This is a genomic window from Stutzerimonas kunmingensis (assembly GCF_021432085.1).
GTDB lineage: Bacteria > Pseudomonadota > Gammaproteobacteria > Pseudomonadales > Pseudomonadaceae > Stutzerimonas.
The window spans coordinates 2,512,129-2,531,606 of the sequence record NZ_CP090366.1 but is presented as its reverse complement, the minus strand read 5'-3'; the positions used below and the strand labels follow the sequence as shown (position 1 = coordinate 2,531,606).

Below are 19,478 nucleotides of genomic sequence, written 5' to 3'. Positions count from 1 at the left end.
CGGACTTGGCGATGCTCGCCTATTCGCTCGTATTCATCGGCGGAGTATTTGGTGGATGGGCATTCATTACTGGAGTAAATCAGCGGTTCTAACCCTCCTGGTCGTACTCTCAATCGGCCACGCCCATGCGGCAACCCGTAAATCTGTCTCCATGCCTTCGGATGGTCAAGTTATCGGCTCTGGTAACGGCTCTTCCAGGAGTGGCGACACACTCCACGTTCCCGGTGATGGCAAGACTGAATACATTCCTTCTTCATATGGTGGCGGGTCTAAGGGCACCAAGCTGCCAATTAAACCGACATATGATTACTCGATCCCACGTACTGTAAAGGGCATGACAACGAACCTCCGAGGCGGTGTCTATGGTGCCGTTCTTGGGATCGGTCTTCAGTATATGCTTGATTCTGTCGATGGATTTATAAAAGACAATCAGGTGCATGTTCCCAGCACTCAGACTGTGCCCGGCGGCTATTATTGGGGCATTACGTCATCGGATTTATCGTTCCGTGGTTTAACTCCGTATGAAAGCTGTCAGAAACTGACTAATGGCCGGATATCATCCGGGGCTATCTATACATATAAGAGCCATAAAATACTGACCACTAATCAAGCGACCTGTACCGCGACAGTAAAATCAACATCTGGTGCAGCCATGCCTGATACTACGTGGACCCTTTATAGATATGGCTCATCATGCCCCTCAGGCTCTACATATAATCCGGTATCAGGTGGTTGTGAGGCGGAAGGTTCTAGGATTGCAACTGATGCCGACTATGATCTGATGGAAGCGGCGGCGGCAGCCAAGGATTCCGAGTGGCTGAAAGAGCGTCTGCGCGAGCATTGTGAAGGTGGCCTAAACCCGCAAGCCTGTTATGAGTCCCTGCGCGACAATACGTGGCTTGAAGGGCCGTCTAGCGTTACAGAGCCGGGGCCAACCACGACCACGACATCACCCGCTGGCACTACGTCCACCACAAGTAACACCCGGTATGACATCACGTACGGCAATAATTATTACGACTATCGCAGCACCAAGACCACCATCGTCACCAAACCAGACGGAACCACGGAAACCACGACCGAAACTGAGCCGGAGACCGATCAGCCGCGTGAAGATGAAGATCAGGATATAAACTTTACTGATAGCGAGTTTCCGCCAGTCGAGCCGTTCTATCAGCAGAAGTACCCCGATGGCCTTGATGGCGTCTGGCAGAATGCTCAGGCTAAATTCGATAACAGCCAGTTTATGTCTTTCCTCCAGTCGTTCATTCCCCAGTTCTCTGGCTCGTGCCCGTCCTGGTCTATGTCATTCAACATCGCCAGTTGGGCAAGTTACGGAAACGTCCCATTCGTTAACCTCTGTTATGTCTTCGACTTCATAAAAGTCATCATGCTCGTTACTGCGCTATTCACGGCGCGTGCCATTACGTTCGGGGGTTGATATGGCTGCCATCGGTAACTTCTTCACAGCGCTGCTAGCCAAGATCGTTGGCTTCGCCAAGTGATTTTTGTCTGTCTTTACGCAGATATTTAAAGATATCTGGAACATGGCAACGGACCTCGGCTGTTGGTTCGTAGATGGCATGTTGTCCGTTGCCGCAACAGCGCTAAACGCAATAAACATCCCGTTCGATCCTCAGACGTATTACTCAATGATCCCGCCTGAGGTCGGCCAGATGTTGGGCGCAATTGGAGTTACCCAGGCCATCACCATCATTGTTGCTGCCCTGGTCATCCGATTCATCCTTCAAACTGTTCCGTTCGTTCGCTGGGGTTCCTGATGATCAACCTGATGCTTGGCCAGCCGGGTGGCGGTAAGTCACACGAAGCCGTTGTCTTTCACCTGATTCCCGCGCTCAAGCAAGGGCGCAAGGTCATCACAAACCTTGCCCTGGTGATGGAGAAGTTCCAGACGTACTTTCCTGAGTACTGCCACCTGATCGAAATCCGGGAGCCTTATACCGAGCGATATACCGACCCCAAGACCAGGTAGGAGGGTAGCCGCCTCGTTCGTCCGTTCAGCCAGGAGAGTCACTACGGTGATCCTTGGCGCCAGGAGGAAACCGGTACAGGCCCGCTCTACATCATCGACGAATGCCATCTGGCCTTGCCGGTACGCGGTACGCCTGTCGAGGTTGAAGAATGGTATTCACTGCACCGTCACGAAGGCGCTGACGTTCTGTTGATCACTCAGAGTTACGGCAAGATCAACCGAGCGATTCGCGATCTCGTCCAGGTCGTCTATCGCTGCAAGAAAGCCACTGCGTTCGGCACTAATGACCGCTACATCCGCAAGGTTCAGGACGGCCTGCGCGGCGAGGTCGTCAACACTTCGATCCGGCAGTATGAAAAAACTTACTTCGGATTCTGGAAGAGCCACACGCGATCTTCAGCCGCAGCCGCCGAGCTGGAAGCAAACGATATCGTCCCGATCTGGAAGCGCTGGCCTTTCAAGGGCGCGGCGCTTATGTTCATCATTGCCGCCTGCATGATTACCTGGAACCTCAACCGCGACACCGGCAAGCAACCACCGCCAGTCAAGCGCCCGGAGCCTGCGCCCGTCGTCCAGGTGCAGCAAGAACCCGCGGCCCCGCCTGCCGAAGTTGCCGAGCCTCGTGGCCCTGACCAGCAGATACACCCTTACCAGGGCTACCAGCTCTTCCTATCGGCAGTCATGAAGGGCGACCGTCCAGACCAGGACGGCAACCCGCGCCCCTACCTCGCCGGATACCTGACTGTCGCTCAGAACGGCCAGCCCATCCGTCAGGTCTCGTTCCGCGACCTGACAGACGCCGGCTATACGATCACCTATGAGTCACCGACCGTCATAGCGCTCGAATACAAGGGTTACGACCTGGGCTATGTCATATCCGCGCTGCCGACCGTATCGCTCGCCAGCAAGACCCCTGACAAGGCCGCAGGCGGATAACTGGGGGGAGTCCGCTTGCGGACGGGACCCGGTTTCCGCCAAGGCCGCAGGCAGGGCCATTCCTTCCGAACGAACCGCATTCGCCACTCTTGGATATTCCATGGACGACATGTCGCAATACACCGACGACGAGCTGCGCGATCTGTACAACTGGCTAACCACGCAGCACCGGCTCGTTGAAGATGAACTGGCTTGGCGCTCACGCTGTGAAGACCTGGACCAGGACAAATGAGGCGGTTCGCATAATCTATATTATGTTAAATTACGTTTGTAATAATGGCTGTGCGTTGCCATCGCCACCTTTAGGTCCATTCCCTCTCTGGTATTCGTTTAGCCACGATCAGCACGCGCTCGCTGCCGCGGGATGCTTATACTCGCCACAATTCTGCCAGGAAGTTGAACATGAGCAGCATCGAAGAACTCAACGCGCAATCGCTCAAGGGGCACTCAGGTCTCAGGCGAATCCTGAGGGCGCTGGGATACTCCATTGCAGGTATCCGTGCTGCGATCGTCGGCGAAGCTGCCTTCAGACAGCTGCTTCTACTCAACGCTGTCCTGATACCACTGGCGTTCACGCTCGACGTCAGCCGAATCGAACGCTTGTTACTAGTGATCGTGCCGTTGTTGACACTGGTGGTCGAGCTCGTCAATTCGGCGATAGAGGCAGCAATCGACCGAATCTCGCTCGAACTTCACCCGCTTTCCAAGAACGCCAAGGACATGGGCAGCGCGGCGCAACTGCTGTCGCTGGTGATGGTAGCGGTTACCTGGGTGATGATTCTCTATTGAGCCTGGCGCTGTAACTTCACGCTCATGTTCGCCCGATCTGCCCAGCCGCGCGCTGTGTCAGACAGCTCGCGGATAGGCAGTCACCGCCCTGGAACTCAGTCCTTCCTGACGTTCTGATAGAGCATCAGGCGCGATGCCTCGTGCAGTCCCCGTGTCAGGGCGACAAGTCGCTGGAATTCCTCGGGATACCGGTCGGCTACGTCGACCAGAGGCTCCGGTGATGCAATTTCGTGCAGGGTCGGCTGGCTGCCGTCGTGCTGCATCTGCAGAAGAAAGTCCTTGGTCACGCCACCAATCAGCGGGAACGTGCCTTCGCGGAGCACGAGTGGAACCACGCGCTCCCCTTCAGGAGCCGGCTGCTGGATGTCGCGTCCCATTGCACCGTTGCGAAACTCCATGCCGGCCATGCCTAGTACGGTCGGTAGCAGATCGGCCAGACCCACGGCCTCTTCGATCACTCGTGGCTCCAGCAGCTTGGGCGCATGGATCAACAACGGAACGTTATTGCTCTCGAGCCCCAGCTTCTCGTATGCCGGCAGCATGTGCGGAATCTGAGCGATGCGCGTGTTGTGGTCGCCAAACATGACGAAGATGGTGTTGTCGTACCAGCCGCCTTCCTTCGCAATCTCCATCAGGCGGCCGATGTTGAAATCCAGAAGGCGGACCGCGTTGTACTGCGCCACGCTGCGGGAACCGGCGCCCTGCACCTTTTCCAAAGGCAGATCGAGGGCTTCGAAGCCGTCGTTCTGCTTGGGTATGGTGAACGGACGATGGTTGCCCGCCGTCTGGATATAGGCAAAGAAGGGCTTGCCCTCCCCCTGCTCTCGCAGCAGCCGGTCACTTTCCTTGAACAGGTCCAGATCGGAGATACCCCACACATCCACCATCGGAGAGTTCCAGTGGCGCTCTTCATATAGCTGGATGTCGTCGATGCTCTGGCGGATCAGGGCATTCATATTGGCCCAGCCGGAATTGCCGCCAATCATGTAGTACTTGTCGTAGCCCTGCAGCGCGTTGACGAGGCTGTGTTGACGGGTGATCAGCGGATTGCGCGTCGCGGTTTCCTGCCGGGAAACGTCTGGTACGCCGGATATGCTCGCCCAAACGGTCTTCGCGGTGCCGGTCACGGGAACGTAGAAGTTCTTGAAGAACCAGCTCTGCTTGGCCAGCCGATCGATATTGGGAGTTGGATTGAGCGGATTGCCGTAGGCGCCCACCGCGGTGGTTCCCAGGGATTCGAGCATGACGAAGACGACATTCGGCCGCTTTCCGTCAATCGCATAGGGTTGAACGCCCTGCTCCCGGCTGAAATTAAGCGTTTTCGCATCAGGCTGGTCGACGCCTAGGTAACGGCTGACGACATCGTAATGGGCCTCGACCTGTTCCCGGTCATACGGCTGATTGGGGACCTTCAGCGTGTCATAGAGGAAGATCACCGGATTCAGGCCAAGGGCTGCGATCTGGTTGTCACCCGAGAAGAACGCATCGCTCCAGCGCAGCGGCACCGGGTTTTCCAGATTGATATTGTCGACGCGCCCGAGGATGGCGACGAAGACAGCCACCACCATCAGCGCACTACCCCAGATCAGTGAAAGCCGGCTGATTCGCTTTGCCGGACGATCCAGCGTGACCCGCTCGAAGCGCAGCAGCAGCCACCACACCAGAGCGGTTGCCGCCGCCCAGCCAAGGGTGATCCAGACTACTGGATAGGTTTGCCAGACCATGTCGGTGGATATCTGCGCGTCCTCCAGAAAGCGCAACACGGTGGCATTGATGCGCACCCCGAGATAGGCGTAGTGGCCAAAATCGATGATGTAGACCAGCAGCACTGCACCAAGCGCCAGTGCCAGATAGAGCCGCGCCACCCAGCGAAGGACGCGGGAGCGCGTTAGGTTCCAGACCGGCAGCCACGCCAACAGCGCGATCGGCAACATCAACAGGATCGCCAGGCGAAGGTCGAAACGCAGGCCGATTCCGAGCGTTTCGGGTACGGCATCGACCGTGCCGAGCGCGGTGGGCTCCAGCCCGGAGAAACCGACGAAGAAAATCCCGCGCAATGCTGCGAGCGCAATGAACAGAATCCCGACTGCACCGAACCAGTAATGCAGGCGCCGCGACTGAAGCCAACCCATTGTCCCAACCTCGAATCTATCGAATCGTCAAATAGCGCAGCCGAGCCATCACAGGTCGGCTGGAGTAATTTTCGTCACGCGGGCATTGGCTTGCGCACGAGTGCCTTGCAGGCATAGACGAGCAACGCCCCGCAGCTGAACAAGGCGATGAAGGGGTCTAGCAGATAGTCCCAGTAATTGGGCGACGGCTTGATCCCCAGGCTGAACGCCAAGGTGGCAAGGCCGAGCATGGAAGCGCCCAGCCAGTTCTTGAGCAGCAGCAAGCCCAGGGCAAGCACGCCCACCACTGCGATCAGCGGGCGGGGGGCGTAACCGAGTTGATAGGGGTCCAGATAGGACAGGCCCATCGTTGCCGGGTAGAGAAAAAGCGCTAGCCCCGCCATCGCGATCAATAATTGCACGCGCGCGTTCTGCGGCGGCATCGCCATCAGTCCCAAGCGCACTGCCGCGAAAAATGCCAGCGCCACCAGCGTCGTGATGGCCACGTCATCAGTGAAGCTGCGCATGTAGGCGGCCAGTGACAAACCGTCCACAGGAATGAAGCTGATCCCCAGCAGGAGCAAAAGGCGAAGCCCTTGAACCCCTCGGCCGAAGCCAAATCCAGGCGTGACGATGAAAGCGAGTAACCCGAAGGTCAGATGCGCTTGCCAGAGTTCAGGCATCAGAGCTGCTCCAGTAGCCAGGCATCATTGAAGCTGACGTGTTTGATGAATGTGTTGTTCCAGGAATAGACCAGGTGGTAGAGACCGTCGGCGCTCCTGATGAAGTAGGGATACTCGTACTCGAAATCGCAGCCATGGGTCTTGCAGACACGCTTATCCAGGTTTTTCAGAAACTCGTCCACCAGCGATAGCCGCCGCGGCCCGCTGGAAAGGCGAAACTTGTCGCCGATGATTTCCCGATATACCTCCGGGGTGAACGGATTGCCCTCCGGGTCAGGTGATTCGTCCAGGTCAATCACCGGCTTCCAGAGATCGAGGCTCGAGTCGGTCTCCATCAGGCGAAGACGGAAACGTCCGTCCTCCAGATCATTCAGGGCAACCAGCAGGCCATGGTTGGGCGTGGCCACCGCTGCGAGCGCGGAATTGGGGTTGGCCGGGTCGATCGGATAAGGCTTGCTCCAGGTTCTGCCGGCATCCGCGGTGCGGCTGGCGAGCACGCGATGATGGCTGGAGCCTGCATAGCGCAGCATGGCAACGGCGTGTTGCTCGTCCATCGGCACCACTGTTGGTTGCAGTGAATCGTTGCCTTTGCTGATTCGACTTTTACCGATCACCTCGCCGTTCGGGCTGATGTACAGATACTCGGCGAACTTGCCGAGGAACTCGTGGTAGACGGGCAGCCCTATGGTGCCGTCCTGATGGAATACCGGGGCATTGCGCACCAGTGTACTGATGTTCAAGAAGGGGGTGGTGATCAGCTGCCTGGGAGTCGACCAGGTTTTTCCCAGATCATCCGAATACATGGCGTTGATGGCGCTTCCAGCCCAGCCACCGATCGATACCGACACATAGAACAGCCACAGCCTGTTGTCGGGAGCCAGCGCAATGACCGGATTGCCGAGCTTGCGTATGTGCTTCTGGGTCGCCTTCTGGGTCGACTCGCGAGTTGCCAGGACCAGTTCGTCGCCCCACTCCGCCGCAATCGCGTCGAATCGCGCGCCGCGCACCTGAACATCCGCAGCCCCTTCGCGTGAACCGGCAAACCATACGGCCATCAGGCCACCATCCGGCAAGGAGGTCACCGAGGAGGCATGGACAAATTCGTCGAGATCGGAGGATGCGAAGCGGGTGCTGTAAAACGGTCCCTTGCTGGCGAGCGGCAGAGCATGAGAATTGGCTACAGCGAACCCAGAAACCGCTCGTTCAGGATGAAGCCACCAGGCGGTAGTGAAAATAGCTGCAAGGGCGATGACAGACAGGCAGGTGGGAAGAAATCCGAACTTTCCAGAACTCATATAAATCATGTCCGTATAAACACATGACGCGTCCTGCGCTTTGCAAGGAAACGACAAGCTCGTATGCCCCAAAAACCGTCGGGGCGTGAAAAAGAAAGTGTATTGATCGGTTGCCCTGACTTCTGATGGCCGGGAGTACCGAGCTTGTTTGAGCGGCCGCCGATCATGACCGAGCACCAGGGTCGGAGCAATCACTTGATGGAGGAAGCCGATCAGCCGCGCTTGATAAACGCTTCGCTCAGAAAAATCAGGTGCTACAGAAATCCTCGATGGCTGCAAGTGCAGGCGTCGCAATATAGTGTCACAAACACACCTGTGGCAAATTGCTGCACCCTCCTCTCCATCGCGCGGCACGCAGGCCATGGTCGACCGATAAGTCGACTACCCAGACGTACCGCTGCAGGGCCAGCGGCGTAATATGGCGCATCTCAACAGAACGGGAGTTCTCTCATGCTGCTTCGCTTACTGGCCGCTGGTACTTTTGCGGCACTCTGCTTGCCTGCCCTTGCGCAGGAGCACCACCACGACCATCAGGCTTCGACACAAGCGGCCACGAGTGAGTTGGCTGTCAGCCAGGCGTGGTCGCGGGCGATGCCGCCCAGCGCTCCGACTGGCGCGGTGTACTTCATACTGGAAAATCGTGGTCAGCAGCCACAGCGCCTGATCGGGGCGCAGACCTCACGTGCCGAAAAGACCGAGCTGCACACCCATGTGCATCAGGGCGACATGATGAAGATGCAGCAGGTCGAGGCGGTCGACGTGCCCGCGGCTGGCAAGGTGGAGTTCAAGCCGGGTGGCAATCACGTGATGCTGTTCGGGCTCAAGCAGCCGCTGGTGGCTGGGGAGAGCTTCCCCGTGACGCTGCAGTTCGAGGACGGCGGCGAGATCACCACCGAGGTGAGCATCGAGGTAGACGCCCCGGCTGCCGGCGGTGCTGCGCCAGGGCATCATCACTGAGTGATCTGGCGCGCCGCCGCAGGCGGCCGCCAGCATGCTTTCAGATCGCCGCCGGTGTGCGCATGGTGACGAACTCTTCGGCGGCCGTCGGGTGGATGCCCAGCGTGTCGTCGAACACCTGCTTGGTGGCCCCGGCCTTCAGCGCCACGCCCAGCCCCTGCATGATCTCGCCGGCATCCGGTCCCGCCATATGGCAGCCGAGCACACGGTCGGTCTCAGCATCCACCACCAGCTTCATCAGGCTGCGCTCGAGGCTATCGGTCATGGTCAGCTTCATCGGCCGGAAACGACTTTCGAAGATCGTTACCTTGTAGCCCTGCTCGCGCGCCTCCTCCTCGGTCAGCCCGACAGTTGCCATGTTCGGCAGACTGAACACCGCGGTCGGGATGGTCGTGTAATCGACCTTGCGATATTGCTCCGGCTTGAATAGCCGCCGCGCCACGGCCATGCCCTCAGCCAGTGCGACGGGTGTCAGCTGCACGCGACCGATCACGTCGCCAATCGCCAGAATCGAAGACACCGAGGTACGGTATTCATCGTCCACGGCAATGAAACCTCGGGCATCCAGCGCTACGCCGGCCTTTTCCAGCCCCAGGTTGTCCAGCATCGGACGGCGGCCTGTCGCGTAGAAGATGCAGTCCGCTTCCAGCGTGCGGCCGTCTTCCAGCGTCGCGAGCAGGCTGCCATCGGTCTGCTTGTCGATATGCACGATGTCGGCGTTGAACTGCAGATCCACGCCCTTCTTGATCATCTCGTCCTTCATGTGATCGCGGAGCGAGCCATCGAAACCGCGCAGGAACAATTCACCGCGATAGAGCAGCTTGGTATCGGCACCGCAGCCATGGAAGATCGAGGCGAACTCGACGGCGATATAGCCACCACCGACCACCAGCACACGTCGCGGCAAGGATTCGAGGTAGAAAGCTTCATTGGACGTGATAGCGTGCTCACGCCCCGGAATCGCCGGCACGTGGGGCCAGCCGCCAGTAGCGATCAGGATGTGCTCGGCCGTGTACTGCTTGCCCTCGACTTCGACGGTATGGGCATCGACTAGGCGCGCATGCGCTTGCAGCAGGGTCACGCCGCTATCCACCAGGATGCTGCGGTAGATGCCGTTCAGTCGCTGGATTTCCCGGTCCTTGTTGGCAATCAGGGTCTTCCAGTCGAAGGTCGCGCCGTCGATGGTCCAGCCGTAGCCCTGTGCCTGGCCAATGTCTTCGGCGTAATGCGCGCCGTAGACCAGTAGCTTCTTCGGCACACAACCGACGTTGACACAGGTACCGCCCAGGTAACGGCTTTCCGCAATCGCCACCTTCGCGCCGAAACCTGCAGCGAAGCGCGCCGCACGCACGCCACCGGAACCTGCACCGATGACGAATAGATCGAAGTCGTAAGCCATGTAATGTTGTCTCCTTCTGTAGCGAACAGCATAACCCAGGCTTTCGGCCTGAATCACCGAAGGAGTGCCGCATGCGCCCTACCCTCACCCACCTGGCTCTGCACGTGCCCGATCTGGACGCCTGTATCGCGTTCTATGAGCGCTTCTGCGGCATGCACGTGTTTCACGAGCGCCCCGGAAAGGGCTCACGCATCGTCTGGATGGCGGAGCCTGGAAAAGAGCGCGAGTTCATCTTCGTGATGATGCCAGGCGGCAAGGATCGATCACTGGCGATGGACGACTACAGCCATTTCGGCTTCGCGCTGGCCAGTCGAGAGGAAGTGGATGCGGTTGCCGACCTGGCACGCAGGGAAGGCTGTCTGATATGGGAGCCGCGCGACGAACCCTATCCGGTGGGCTACTACTGCGGTTTGCGCGATCCTGCGGGCAACTATGTCGAATTCAGCTACGGGCAGCCGCTTGGACCGGGTGCCGAGGATATGCCGGAGCCTTGAAGCCGCCCGGAAGTGACTGGGCCACCCTTAGGTGGCCCAAGTGCTTCAGAACGCCTTGCCGGTCAGGTAGAAGTGTTCGTAGCAGAAGTTGGTCGCCGCGATGTAGCCCTCGGCGCTACCGCAGTCGAAGCGCTGGCCCTTGAACTTGTACGCCAGCACGCAACCATCCTGAGCCTGGCGCATCAGCGCGTCGGTGATCTGAATCTCACCGCCCTTGCCCGGCTCGGTCTGCTCGATCAGATCGAAGATGTCCGGAGTCAGGATGTAGCGACCGATGATCGCCATGTTGGACGGCGCGTCTTCCGGCTTGGGCTTCTCGACCATGTGGCTGACGCGGTATATGTCGTCGCGGATCATCTCGCCGGCGATCACACCGTACTTGCTGGTCTCTTCCGGCGGCACTTCCTGAATGGCAACGATCGAGCAGCGGAACTGGTTGTAGAGCTTGACCATCTGCGCCAGGACCGGATCGCCATTGAGGTTGATGCAAAGGTCGTCAGCCAGGACCACGGCGAACGGCTCATCGCCGATCAGCGGGCGGCCGCTGAGAATCGCATGCCCCAAGCCCTTCATCTCCACCTGGCGGGTGTAGGAGAAGCTGCATTCGTCGATCAGGCGGCGAATACCGACCAGGTACTTTTCCTTGTCGGTGTTGCGGATCTGGTGCTCCAGCTCGTAGCTGATGTCGAAATGGTCTTCCAGCGAGCGCTTGCCACGCCCGGTGACGATCGCGATCTGGTTCAGCCCCGCCGCCAGTGCCTCTTCAACCCCGTATTGAATCAGGGGTTTGTTCACCACCGGCAGCATTTCCTTGGGCATGGCTTTGGTTGCAGGAAGAAAACGTGTGCCATATCCGGCAGCGGGAAAAAGGCATTTCTTGATCATGTGAGTCCTTGAAATAAAGGTTCCAGTCGATGCACTGCCATCGAGAACAGCAGCTGCCTTGCGGTGTTGCCCGGCCATGCCGGCGTAGAGCCTACGACCATCGTTTTGCAGCGGGGTTCGCAGCGACATTCACAGTCGATGCAGATTATGTGCCTGCCTCTCGGAGGCACTGGTTTCGCTGCTCCGGCGGGTCGCAACGCTAATGGCGGTCGGGGCGCTCTGTAAAGCCATCTGTCGGTGTTTTTTCACCGTGCCAGTGAGGCCGAATAACCGGACGCGCAACCGCGAATACCCATAGCCAATGATCATTACACCTTTGTCGCACCTTGCACCGAAAGAGAGCCGGTCGACCCATGACCTGAATCAGGGAAATGTGCAATTGCACTGTTGTCGGTCGCCCGAAGCACTTCTCTCGTGCCGAAAAGCAATACCATAGCGCCGCCCAATAATGGCGCATGGCTATCACCTGCGGTTGGTTTCAAGAATACGCACAGCACGCCGATATCAGCAGGTGACTGCCTGCTCAATGCTGCGCCGCAAGTATCGGCAGCGCAGCAGTGCTGCAATGGCAGCTGACCCCGCGTGGCAGTAGTACTAAGGAAAACCATGAACAACAGCTCCGCCTCCCGACAAATGTCCGTGCAGACAAAGATCAACCTGGCCCTCGTGCTGGTCCTGGTGGCGATCATGTCTGCCTCGTTGTTCTTCTCTGCCAGTACGGAGAAGCGGCTCGTGCTCCAGGTTGTGGAGCAGCAGACCAAGGATGCCGCCGACTCCTATTTCGATAGCATCAACACCATGATGCTGACCGGCACCATGGCTCAGCGAGAGGTGCTGCGGAACAAGATCCTCGCGCGCCCAGGCGTTATCGATGCGCGCATCATCCGCGGGGAAGAAGTCACCAAGGTGTTCGGCCCGGGCTATGACCATCAGGCTCCCGCCGACGCGCTGGATCGTCGCGCGCTGGGCGGTGAGGAAATCATCGAGGTCAACAAGCAGAACGGCGGCCGTGTGCTGACCGTCATAAATCCCATCCTCGCCCACGCGGACTACCGCGGCACCAACTGCCTGACCTGCCACCAGGTCGGCGAGAACACGGTAATGGGCGCAGTGCGCATCAGCTATGACCTCAAGGCGCTGGACCAGGAAGTCGACCGCAACATCATGATCAGCGGCGGGATTCAGCTGCTCCTGCTGTTCATCGGCGTGGTGGTCATGTGCCTGACCGTGCGCCACGTCATCATCCGCCGCATCACTGCCATGCGCCACACCATGAATACCATGGCCGAGGACGAAGACCTCAGCCTCAGCGTCGAGGTGGGTGCGAAGGACGAAATCGGCGCGATGGGCGATGCCTTCAACCGCATGATCGGCAAGTTCCGCCATAGCCTGGAGGCCGTCGCGGGCGTTACCCATCAGCTCAGTGATGTCTCCGAGCGGGTATCCCATGTTGCAGAGAAGACCCTGGCTGCCGTCAACGAGCAGCGCAGCGAGACCGACATGGTCGCCTCGGCGATGAACGAGATGAGCGCGACCGTGCAGGAAGTGGCACGCAATGCCAGCCAGACCGCCACGGCATCGACCGGCGCCGACAACGAATCAAAAGCCGGCGTAAAGGTCGCCACCGAGGCACTGGACGGTATCGAAGTGCTGATCGCCGAGATCGAGAAAGCCGCCCAGGTCATCCAGCGGGTCGAGAGCGACAGCGCCAGCATCGACATGGTGCTCGGCGTGATCAACGGCATCGCCGAGCAGACCAACCTGCTGGCGCTGAACGCAGCCATCGAAGCGGCACGCGCCGGCGAACAGGGCCGCGGCTTTGCGGTGGTGGCCGATGAGGTACGTACCCTGGCTTCGCGCACGCAGAAATCCACCGAAGAAATCCAGGCAATGATCGAACAGCTGCAAAGCGGCGTTCGCAATGCGGTGCAGGCCATGAGCGAAGCACAACTGCGTGCCCGGTCGGGTTCGCAATGCGTCGAGAAGGCTGCCCAGAGTCTTGCCGTGATCGCCGACGAAGTCGGCACCATCAACGAGATGAACACCCAGATCGCAACGGCTGCCGAACAGCAGAGTGCGGTTGCCGAAGAGATCAATCGCAACATCACGACCATCAGCCGTATTGCGGACACCACTTCGGCTGACGCATCCCAGACCTCGCAGATCAGCGACGAGCTGGTGCGTCTGGCAACCGAGCTGAACCGTCTGGTCGGCCAGTTCAAGCTCTGACCACTGCGATGCGGCCTTCCCGGCCGCGCCCGGTACGCATTTCGAATCGCCCAACGGTGCGGTTCGGAGTGCCGCCGGGGCGCTATTCTTGATCTGAGACAGTCGGCGCGCCGGACCGAATCGTCCATAATCCGCGCCCATGACCTGCCTGAGCCGGACACACCCGAGGGTGACACCGCGTTCCGCGCCGGACTCCGAATTCAACCTTAGGTAAAACGAACATGGACCAACTGCCGAGCTTCGACCGCGCCCTGGTCGAGAAATACGACCGTCCAGGTCCGCGCTACACCTCCTACCCCACGGCCCCCCAGTTTCACCAGGCCTTCGCCCAGGATGATTACCGTGCCGCCGCTGCACGCAGCAATCAGGCACAAACGCCCAAGCCGCTGTCGGTATACATCCACATTCCGTTCTGCAAGAGCCTTTGCTATTACTGCGCCTGCAACAAGATCATCACCCACAAGACCGAGCGCGCCGTCGAGTACCTCGAATACCTCAAGCGCGAGATCGCCATGCAGGGCGAACTGTTCGACCGTTCGCGCAAGCTCACTCAGCTGCACCTCGGCGGTGGCACACCCACCTATTTCACCAGCGAGCAGCTAGCCGACCTGATGGCGTGCCTGCATCAGGCGTTCAACATGGATGACAGCGACAACCACGAGTTCTCGCTGGAAGTGGACCCGCGCACCGTCACGCCCGAGCAGATCCACGGCCTGCGCAAGCTGGGCTTCAACCGCCTGAGCTTCGGCGTGCAGGATTTCGACGAGCAGGTGCAGATCGCCGTCAATCGCATCCAGACCGAAGAGCAGACCCGCGAGCTGGTCCAGGCCGCCCGCGACGCACAGTTCAAGTCCATCAGCGTCGACCTGATCTACGGCCTGCCGCTGCAGACGGTGGCCAGCTTCGACACCACGCTGGACAAGATCATCGACATTCGTCCGGACCGCATCGCCGCTTACAGCTATGCCCACCTGCCGGAGCTGGTACGCGCACAGAAGCTGATCCGCCCAGAGGACATGCCACCGCCAGAGCGCAAGCTCGAGCTGCTGGAACTGACCATCCAGCGCCTTACCGCCGCCGGCTACATCTATATCGGCATGGATCACTTCTCGCTGCCCGAGGACGAACTGGCCCTTGCCCGCGCCAATGGCACGCTGCAGCGCAACTTCCAGGGCTATTCGACCCACGCCGATTGCGACCTGATCGGGCTGGGCATTTCCTCCATAGGCAAGGTCGCCGACAGCTACAGCCAGAACGTCAAGGAGCTATCGCAGTATTACGCGCGCCTCAACGAGGGCATGCTGCCGGTGCAGCGCGGCTACAAGCTGAGCGACGATGACTGCCTGCGCCGTGACGTCATCGTGTCGCTGATGTGCCATAGCCGCGTCGACTACCGCCAGATCGAACAGAAGCACGGCATTGATTTTCGGGAATACTTCGCCGAGTCGCTGGCAAAGCTCGCCGAACCGGTGGCCGATGGCCTCGTCGAGCTGCACGACGATGCGCTGGTCCTCTTGCCGCAAGGGCAGCTGATGATGCGCAACGTCGCCATGGCTTTCGATGCCTATCTCGGTGGCGAGCAGCGCGGTCGTTTTTCGCGCACGGTCTGACATCGCCAACGACGTCACAGCAGGCGGCGTCTAGCCGTCTGCTGTAGCTGGTGAGACTTCCGCTGATCACCGGGCAATTGCCAAACGTCGCTCAAACTGTATAAATAGCCAGTCTTTGAGCGGGCCGCGCGCGCCCCAGCTGCAGCGGATGTGCAATGCGTCAGGCCCTGGAAAATCCCTTCTACTACCTCGAAAACTTCCGACAGGTTCTGGCCTGGGTGAGCCGTCACCACAGTGATCTGCTGGATGAGACCGAGCTGGTATTTATCGAGCGTTTCGCCCTGTTGCCGCAGCCTTCCCAGGCGCTGCTGGTGCGCATGGTGATGCGCAAGGGCATGCTGTTTCGAGCAAGCAAGCTGCGCTATCCGGAGATTGGCTGCTCGCGTCGCGCGGTAGAGCCATTGATCGATCAGGGGTGGGTCGATGCGTCTTCGGCCCTGACGCTCGAGCAGCTGTTCGCTTTGCTGACCAAAGGCGAGCTGCTGCAGGTGTTTGGGTCGTCTGCATCAGCCAGCCTGCGCAAGGCCGAGCTGCTGGATAAGCTGCGCGTCGACCACCCGATGGCCAAGCCGTTTCAGGCGTGGTGCAGCCAGATCGAAGACGCGGTATTTGCGTTATGCATCGACGAGCTCTGTGAGCGCCTGCGTTTGCTGTTCTTCGGCAACATCCATCAGGACTGGTCCGAGTTCGTTCTGGCCGACCTCGGCATCTACCGTTACGAGCAGGTCGTCTTCTCGCCCAGCTCCCGCGCCTTCAACTGCCGCACCGAGCTGGATGCCTATCTGCATCTGCATCGTTGCCGCGAGCGTTTCGATACCGGCGAGCCATTGAGCGACGTGCTGGCCGACGTTCCCGATGAGCCCTATGCCAACGCCTGGCTGGAAAGCCGCCGCGGCAAGCTGCTGCTGAGCATCGGCCAGCAGTTCGAGCGCATTGGCGATCTGACGGAAGCCCTGCGCCTGCATGCCTCCAATAGCTATCCAGGTGCCCGCGAGCGCGCGATTCGCGTGCTCGAACGCTGTGGCCAGCCTGCAGCAGCGCTGGAGCTGCTGGATCAGGCGCGGGCTGCGCCGCAGAGTGAGCACGAACTGCAGCAACTGCAGCGAATCAAGCCGCGACTGCAGCGCAGCCTGGGTATCCCTACGCTGCGCTCACTCAACCGCAAGCCGGAGCAGCTCGACCTGGTCCTGCCCCAGGCCGGCTGTAGCGTCGAGCATGCGGTGCGCGAGCACCTGTCGACACCAGACGCGCCGGTCTACTACGTCGAGAATGCCCTGGTCGGCTCGTTGTTCGGCTTGCTTTGCTGGGATGCGATCTTCGCACCGTTGCCCGGTGCGTTCTTCCACCCTTTCCACTGGGCGCCGGCTGATCTGAATCGTGCGGATTTTCAACAACGGCGCGCCGATCTGTTTGCCGCCTGCCTGGCCTGTCTCGACAGTGACGAATACCGCGACTGTATCTGGCGCACCTTCCAGGCAAAGCTCGGCATTCATAACGCATTCGTTGCCTGGGGGCTGCTCGACGAGGAGCTGTTGACCCATGCCCTGACGTGCATTCCCGCCGCGCATCTGAAGCTGATGTTTCAGCGCATCCTCGCCGATGTCAGCGGCAATCGTACTGGCCTGCCGGACCTCATCCAGCTGTGGCCCGAAGAACGCCGCTACCGGATGATCGAGGTGAAAGGCCCGGGCGATCGCCTGCAGGACAACCAGAAGCGCTGGATCGATTACGCCCATCAGCACGGCCTGCCTATCGCGGTCTGTCACGTGCAGTGGGCTGAGGTCGTGGCGTGAGCTATCGGGTCGCGGTGCGCGCACTCTGCGAGTTCACCGCCAAGGTTGGCGATCTGGACCTGCGCTTCACGCCCTCGCCCACCGCGCTAGAGGGTATCGCCGGCCACGCCCAGGTCACCGCAAGGCGCGGCGAGGGCTACGAACGTGAAGTGGCTCTGGAGGGCCAATACGGAAAACTCATGGTGCGCGGCCGCGCCGATGGCTACGACCCGGCGCGGAATCGCCTAGAGGAAATCAAGACCTTCCGCGGTGATCTGGAACGTCAGCCGGCCAACCATCGGCAATTGCACTGGGCGCAGGCGAAGATCTACGGCTGGCTGCTGTGTCAGAAGCGCCAGCTCGACGAGGTCGAGCTGGCACTGGTCTATTTCGACGTCGCCAGCCACAAGGAAACCCTCTTCGTCGAACGCCACGGAGCACAGAGCCTGCGCCTTTTTTTCGAAACCCAGTGTCAGGCGTTTCTCGACTGGGCCGAACAGGAACTGGCCCATCGCGACGCACGAAATCAGGCGCTCACAGCGCTGGGCTTTCCTCATGCCGATTTCCGCACCGGCCAGCGGCAACTCGCCGAGGCGGTGTACAAGGCAGCCTGCACGGGCACCACACTCATGGCGCAAGCGCCGACCGGTATCGGCAAGACGCTGGGCACGCTGTTTCCGCAACTCAAGGCGTTTCCCGGCCAGCAGCTCGACAAGCTGTTCTTTCTCGCTGCCAAGACCTCCGGCCGCCGCCTGGCGCTGGATGCGCTGCAAACGCTACAGCGCAACGGCGCGGGTGAATTGCGTGTGCTCGAACTGATCGCGCGTGACAAGGCCTGCGAGCACCCGGACAAGGCCTGTCACGGCGAATCCTGCCTGTTGGCGAAGGGTTTCTATGATCGTTTGCCCGCGGCCCGAGCAGCGGCATTGCAGCACAGCATGCTCGACCAAGCGGCCCTGCGAGAGGTCGCCCTCGCCCATCAGGTCTGCCCCTATTACCTCAGCCAGGAGCTGGCGCGCTGGGCGGACGCCGTGGTCGGCGACTACAACTACTATTTCGACATCAGCGCCCTGCTCTACGGCCTGACGCTCAACAATGACTGGCGTATCAGCGTGCTGGTGGACGAAGCGCACAACCTGCTCGAACGCGCGCGCGGCATGTACAGCGCCGAGCTCGATCAGCGGGCCTTCGCCGGTCTCGGCGGCAAGGCGCCGGCGCCCTTGAAACGCCCGCTGGGTCGGGTACAGCGCTGCTGGAACGACCTGCATCGCGAGCAGCTGGCGAATTATCAGGTGCAGCCCGAGCTGCCGCTCAAGCTGCTCGGCGCGCTGCAACAGGTCGTCAGCGCCGTCACCGATTACCTTGGCGAACAGCCCGGCGGGCTGGATGCAGAGCTGCAACGGGCCTATTTCGATGCCATGCATTTCTGCCGGATCGCCGAACTGTTCGGCGAGCATTCGTTGTTCGATATCAGCCTGTTACCCGCAACTGGCCGCGGCAAGACCAAGCGTTCGATGCTGTGCCTGCGCAATGTGGTTCCAGCGCCCTTCCTCGCGCCACGGTTAGAACAGGCTCGTTCGACGGTGCTGTTCTCGGCCACGCTGAACCCGCGCCGGTTCCATGCCGATATGTTGGGCCTGCCCACGGGTAGCGCCTGGATCGAGGTCGAATCGCCATTCCAGGCCGATCAGCTGCGGGTATGCCTGGCCGAGCATGTCTCGACCCGCTATCAACACCGCCAGGCCTCGCTGGGTGCCGTGGTCGCGCTCATCGCCCAGCAATATCGCGAGCGCGCCGGCAACTACCTAGCGTTTTTCAGCAGCTTTGATTACCTGCAACAGGTGACTGCCCTGCTGCGCGAGCAGTATCCGGACGTGCCCTTCTGGGAGCAGACTCGCGGCATGCAGGAAGCGGCCCGCAGTGCATTTCTCGACCGATTCACCGAACACAGCAAGGGCGTCGGTTTTGCGGTGCTCGGCGGCGCATTCGCCGAAGGCATCGACCTGCCAGGCAACCGCTTGATTGGCGCTTTTATCGCCACCCTCGGCCTGCCACAGGTCAATCCGGTCAACGAGCAGTTCAAGGCACGCCTTGAGCAGCTATTCGGCCGCGGCCTGGGTTACGACTACACCTACCTCTACCCCGGGCTGCAGAAAGTCGTGCAGGCTGCGGGACGGGTTATTCGCACACAGAGCGATGAAGGCGTCGTGCACCTGATCGACGACCGTTTCGGCCGGTCGCAGATACGCCGCCTGCTGCCGAGCTGGTGGCAGCTTTCGCCAGTTTCCAGCGAATGAGGCCACGCAACGGCGCCGTTCGGGTTGC

15 protein-coding genes and 1 pseudogene are annotated in these 19,478 nt (G+C 60.1%); 11 read left to right on the top strand and 5 right to left on the bottom strand.

Features of this window, described 5'->3' with window-relative positions:
• Positions 1-55 precede the first annotated feature (55 nt).
• The 5 genes and pseudogenes from LW136_RS11975 to LW136_RS11960 all read left to right on the top strand — a co-directional run bounded on the left by LW136_RS11975 (position 56) and on the right by LW136_RS11960 (position 3,718).
• Entirely contained in the window at positions 56-1,441 is a 1,386-nt protein-coding gene (locus LW136_RS11975) for a hypothetical protein (RefSeq protein ID WP_234172961.1), read from the top strand.
• Between the two features lie 106 nt (positions 1,442-1,547).
• On the top strand, positions 1,548-1,781 hold the full coding sequence (locus tag LW136_RS11970) for a DUF2523 family protein (RefSeq protein WP_234172960.1): 234 nt from the start codon (positions 1,548-1,550) through the stop codon (positions 1,779-1,781).
• Positions 1,781-2,929 (top strand): annotated as a pseudogene (locus LW136_RS11965) (zonular occludens toxin domain-containing protein). Before LW136_RS11970 ends, LW136_RS11965 begins: the two are co-directional and overlap by 1 nt.
• 100 nt (positions 2,930-3,029) lie before the next feature.
• On the top strand, positions 3,030-3,161 hold the full coding sequence (locus LW136_RS22775) for a hypothetical protein (RefSeq protein ID WP_256449912.1): 132 nt from the start codon (positions 3,030-3,032) through the stop codon (positions 3,159-3,161).
• A gap of 170 nt (positions 3,162-3,331) precedes the next feature.
• On the top strand, positions 3,332-3,718 hold the full coding sequence (locus LW136_RS11960; protein ID WP_048512741.1) for a diacylglycerol kinase: 387 nt from the start codon (positions 3,332-3,334) through the stop codon (positions 3,716-3,718).
• 95 nt (positions 3,719-3,813) lie between these two features.
• Here the strand turns inward: LW136_RS11960 and LW136_RS11955 are convergent, their stop codons facing one another.
• The 3 genes from LW136_RS11955 to LW136_RS11945 form a co-directional block, all read right to left on the bottom strand.
• The gene (locus tag LW136_RS11955) at positions 3,814-5,850 is read right to left on the bottom strand and encodes an LTA synthase family protein (RefSeq protein WP_102831765.1); all 2,037 of its coding nucleotides are present in this window, start codon (positions 5,848-5,850) and stop codon (positions 3,814-3,816) included.
• 74 nt (positions 5,851-5,924) lie between these two features.
• Positions 5,925-6,512 (bottom strand): hypothetical protein, encoded by a 588-nt coding sequence (locus tag LW136_RS11950; protein ID WP_102831764.1) that lies wholly within the window; start codon positions 6,510-6,512, stop codon positions 5,925-5,927.
• The gene (locus LW136_RS11945) at positions 6,512-7,807 is read right to left on the bottom strand and encodes a sialidase family protein (protein ID WP_180982698.1); all 1,296 of its coding nucleotides are present in this window, start codon (positions 7,805-7,807) and stop codon (positions 6,512-6,514) included. Before LW136_RS11945 ends, LW136_RS11950 begins: the two co-directional genes overlap by 1 nt.
• 450 nt (positions 7,808-8,257) lie before the next feature.
• Between LW136_RS11945 and LW136_RS11940 the strand changes: the two genes are divergently transcribed.
• Positions 8,258-8,764, top strand: coding sequence for a copper chaperone PCu(A)C (locus LW136_RS11940; RefSeq protein WP_023445397.1), 507 nt, complete (start codon positions 8,258-8,260; stop codon positions 8,762-8,764).
• Positions 8,765-8,804: 40 nt separating this feature from the next.
• Here LW136_RS11940 and gorA read toward each other — a convergent pair whose 3' ends face one another.
• Positions 8,805-10,163 carry a glutathione-disulfide reductase gene (gorA, locus tag LW136_RS11935; protein WP_102831762.1) on the bottom strand — a complete coding sequence of 453 codons (1,359 nt, stop codon included), beginning with the start codon at positions 10,161-10,163 and terminating at the stop codon, positions 8,805-8,807.
• Positions 10,164-10,234: 71 nt separating this feature from the next.
• Between gorA and LW136_RS11930 the strand changes: the two genes are divergently transcribed.
• Positions 10,235-10,657 (top strand): VOC family protein, encoded by a 423-nt coding sequence (locus tag LW136_RS11930; protein WP_041013897.1) that lies wholly within the window; start codon positions 10,235-10,237, stop codon positions 10,655-10,657.
• A gap of 45 nt (positions 10,658-10,702) precedes the next feature.
• On the opposite strand, the gene galU is transcribed toward LW136_RS11930, so the two are convergent.
• Positions 10,703-11,542 (bottom strand): UTP--glucose-1-phosphate uridylyltransferase GalU, encoded by an 840-nt coding sequence (gene galU, locus LW136_RS11925; RefSeq protein WP_014820237.1) that lies wholly within the window; start codon positions 11,540-11,542, stop codon positions 10,703-10,705.
• A 606-nt stretch (positions 11,543-12,148) separates the two neighbouring features.
• Here galU and LW136_RS11920 point away from each other — a divergent pair.
• The 4 genes from LW136_RS11920 (at position 12,149) to LW136_RS11905 (ending at position 19,450) form a co-directional block, all read left to right on the top strand.
• Positions 12,149-13,771, top strand: coding sequence for a methyl-accepting chemotaxis protein (locus tag LW136_RS11920; protein WP_102831761.1), 1,623 nt, complete (start codon positions 12,149-12,151; stop codon positions 13,769-13,771).
• A 221-nt stretch (positions 13,772-13,992) separates the two neighbouring features.
• The gene (hemN, locus tag LW136_RS11915; protein WP_102831760.1) at positions 13,993-15,381 is read left to right on the top strand and encodes an oxygen-independent coproporphyrinogen III oxidase; all 1,389 of its coding nucleotides are present in this window, start codon (positions 13,993-13,995) and stop codon (positions 15,379-15,381) included.
• A gap of 155 nt (positions 15,382-15,536) precedes the next feature.
• Positions 15,537-17,174 carry a VRR-NUC domain-containing protein gene (locus tag LW136_RS11910; protein ID WP_102831759.1) on the top strand — a complete coding sequence of 546 codons (1,638 nt, stop codon included), beginning with the start codon at positions 15,537-15,539 and terminating at the stop codon, positions 17,172-17,174.
• Positions 17,171-19,450 (top strand): helicase C-terminal domain-containing protein, encoded by a 2,280-nt coding sequence (locus LW136_RS11905; RefSeq protein ID WP_102831758.1) that lies wholly within the window; start codon positions 17,171-17,173, stop codon positions 19,448-19,450. The genes LW136_RS11910 and LW136_RS11905 overlap by 4 nt, the downstream gene beginning before the upstream one ends.
• The last annotated feature ends 28 nt before the right edge of the window (positions 19,451-19,478 follow it).

Excerpts from the sequence above, each read along its gene's own strand:
- LW136_RS11975 (WP_234172961.1), top strand. The coding sequence starts at position 56 with ATGGGCATTCATTACTGGAGTAAATCAGCGGTTCTAACCCTCCTGGTC.
- LW136_RS11970 (WP_234172960.1), top strand. The coding sequence starts at position 1,548 with ATGGCAACGGACCTCGGCTGTTGGTTCGTAGATGGCATGTTGTCCGTT.
- LW136_RS22775 (WP_256449912.1), top strand. The coding sequence starts at position 3,030 with ATGGACGACATGTCGCAATACACCGACGACGAGCTGCGCGATCTGTAC.
- LW136_RS11960 (WP_048512741.1), top strand. The coding sequence starts at position 3,332 with ATGAGCAGCATCGAAGAACTCAACGCGCAATCGCTCAAGGGGCACTCA.
- LW136_RS11955 (WP_102831765.1), bottom strand. The coding sequence starts at position 5,850 with ATGGGTTGGCTTCAGTCGCGGCGCCTGCATTACTGGTTCGGTGCAGTC.
- LW136_RS11950 (WP_102831764.1), bottom strand. The coding sequence starts at position 6,512 with ATGCCTGAACTCTGGCAAGCGCATCTGACCTTCGGGTTACTCGCTTTC.
- LW136_RS11945 (WP_180982698.1), bottom strand. The coding sequence starts at position 7,807 with ATGAGTTCTGGAAAGTTCGGATTTCTTCCCACCTGCCTGTCTGTCATC.
- LW136_RS11940 (WP_023445397.1), top strand. The coding sequence starts at position 8,258 with ATGCTGCTTCGCTTACTGGCCGCTGGTACTTTTGCGGCACTCTGCTTG.
- gorA (WP_102831762.1), bottom strand. The coding sequence starts at position 10,163 with ATGGCTTACGACTTCGATCTATTCGTCATCGGTGCAGGTTCCGGTGGC.
- LW136_RS11930 (WP_041013897.1), top strand. The coding sequence starts at position 10,235 with ATGCGCCCTACCCTCACCCACCTGGCTCTGCACGTGCCCGATCTGGAC.
- galU (WP_014820237.1), bottom strand. The coding sequence starts at position 11,542 with ATGATCAAGAAATGCCTTTTTCCCGCTGCCGGATATGGCACACGTTTT.
- LW136_RS11920 (WP_102831761.1), top strand. The coding sequence starts at position 12,149 with ATGAACAACAGCTCCGCCTCCCGACAAATGTCCGTGCAGACAAAGATC.
- hemN (WP_102831760.1), top strand. The coding sequence starts at position 13,993 with ATGGACCAACTGCCGAGCTTCGACCGCGCCCTGGTCGAGAAATACGAC.
- LW136_RS11910 (WP_102831759.1), top strand. The coding sequence starts at position 15,537 with ATGCGTCAGGCCCTGGAAAATCCCTTCTACTACCTCGAAAACTTCCGA.